Origin of the sequence: Streptomyces sp. NPDC060198 (assembly GCF_042728415.1) — a bacterium.
Classification (GTDB): Bacteria; Actinomycetota; Actinomycetes; order Streptomycetales; family Streptomycetaceae; genus Streptomyces.
In genome coordinates this window covers 1-1,470 of record NZ_JBHWZJ010000673.1, presented here as the reverse complement: position 1 = coordinate 1,470, position 1,470 = coordinate 1, and the positions used below count along the sequence as shown (strand labels likewise).

General features: G+C 67.2%; 3 protein-coding genes. 2 read left to right on the top strand and 1 reads right to left on the bottom strand.

Going from position 1 to position 1,470, the window contains the following annotated elements; genetic code table 11:
* Positions 1–213: hypothetical protein (locus tag ACFWEP_RS34635; protein ID WP_387376274.1), on the top strand; the 213-nt coding region annotated here is incomplete at its 5' end.
* 36 nt (positions 214–249) lie between these two features.
* On the opposite strand, the gene ACFWEP_RS34630 is transcribed toward ACFWEP_RS34635, so the two are convergent.
* A complete protein-coding gene (locus ACFWEP_RS34630) occupies positions 250–465 on the bottom strand; it encodes a dodecin (protein WP_327267486.1) in 216 nt (71 codons plus the stop codon).
* Between the two features lie 204 nt (positions 466–669).
* Between ACFWEP_RS34630 and ACFWEP_RS34625 the strand changes: the two genes are divergently transcribed.
* Positions 670–1,470: extracellular solute-binding protein (locus tag ACFWEP_RS34625; RefSeq protein ID WP_387376272.1), on the top strand; the 801-nt coding region annotated here is incomplete at its 3' end.

Here is a 1,470-nt window from a genome sequence, read left to right as displayed (position 1 = left end):
GTCAGCCGCGCTGGATGCCCGTGGTGTCCTGGAGGACGCCGCGGCGGGATCGTCGACGACGTCCAGCGGGAGTTCGGCCTCCCCGCGCCGACGGTGCGCGCCACCAAGCTCGGCCGACGACTGTACGTCGACGTCGTGTTCGTCGTGCCGCACGGTGACTGGGACGTCGGGGTTCCGGGAGGTTCCGGGGTGTGGGGCACGCCGCCGTGGTGAGTCGGTGCGGGAGGGGCAGATCGAGGTCGGGCCAGGTCAGGAGGGTCCGTCGAGCCGGAAGCCGACCTTGAGCGTCACTTGGTAGTGCCCGATCCGGCCGTCCTCGATGTGTCCGCGCGCTTCCTTGATCTCGAACCAGTCGAGATTGTGCAACGTTTCCGACGCCCGGGCGATGCCGTTGCGGATCGCCGCGTCGATGCCCTCCTCGGAGGTTCCTACGATCTCGGTGACCCGATAGGTGTGATTGGACATCGTATGTCTCCCTTCGTGTCTCCACCGTGCCTCACTCACGGACGGTGCGCGAGGGAACGGCCGACCACGCCCGGGCGACGGGCAGGCCTTGACCTGCTCAATGGTCCATACCAAAATCCAGCCACACACCCGTGCGAGCACCGCCCGCGTCCCCCCACACCGGGTCATTTTTTCCGTCGTGCTGTTTCGCAGAAGGTGACGCTCGTGAAGAACCGGATTCTTGCCGGAGCCATCGCACTCGTCTCGTCCGTCGCCCTCGGAGGATGCGGCTATCTGTCCCCGTCCGCCGCAGGGGACGAGACGGTGACGGTCTGGCTGATGAAGGGCAGCGCATCGACCGAGTTCCTGGACAGGTTCACCACCGCTTACGAGGCGGAACACACATCTGTCCAGCTGGAGTTCAAGTTCCAGGAATGGGGCGGGATCGGACCCAAGGTGCTGTCCGCCCTCAAGGGCGGCGATTCCCCGGACGTCATCGAGGTCGGCAACACGCAGGTGGCCCAGTACGCGGAGAGCGGCGGTCTGCGCGATCTCACCCTGGAGTCCATGCGCGACCTCGGCAGCGAGGACTGGCTGCCGGGCCTCGCCGAACCGGGCAGCATCAACGGCGTGCAGTACGGCATCCCCTGGTACGCGGCCAACCGGGTGGTCATCTACAACAAGGACCTCTTCGCGCAGGCGGGGATCGACACCCCGCCGAAGAACCGCGAGCAGTGGATCGCCGACACCGAACTCCTGGACGCGGACGGGAACCAGGGCATCTACCTCGCGGGGCAGAACTGGTACGTCCTCGCCGGGTTCATCTGGGACGAGGGCGGCGAACTCGCCGAGGGGGACGACGGGGACTGGGTCGGCGCCCTGGACACTCCCGAGGCGCTGAGGGGCATGGACTTCTACAAGAAGCTCCAGGCCCTCGGAGGCGGCCCGAAGAACGCCGACGAGGAGAACCCGCCGCAGACCGACGTGTTCGCCCGCGGCGACGTCGCCCAGATCATCTCCACCCCG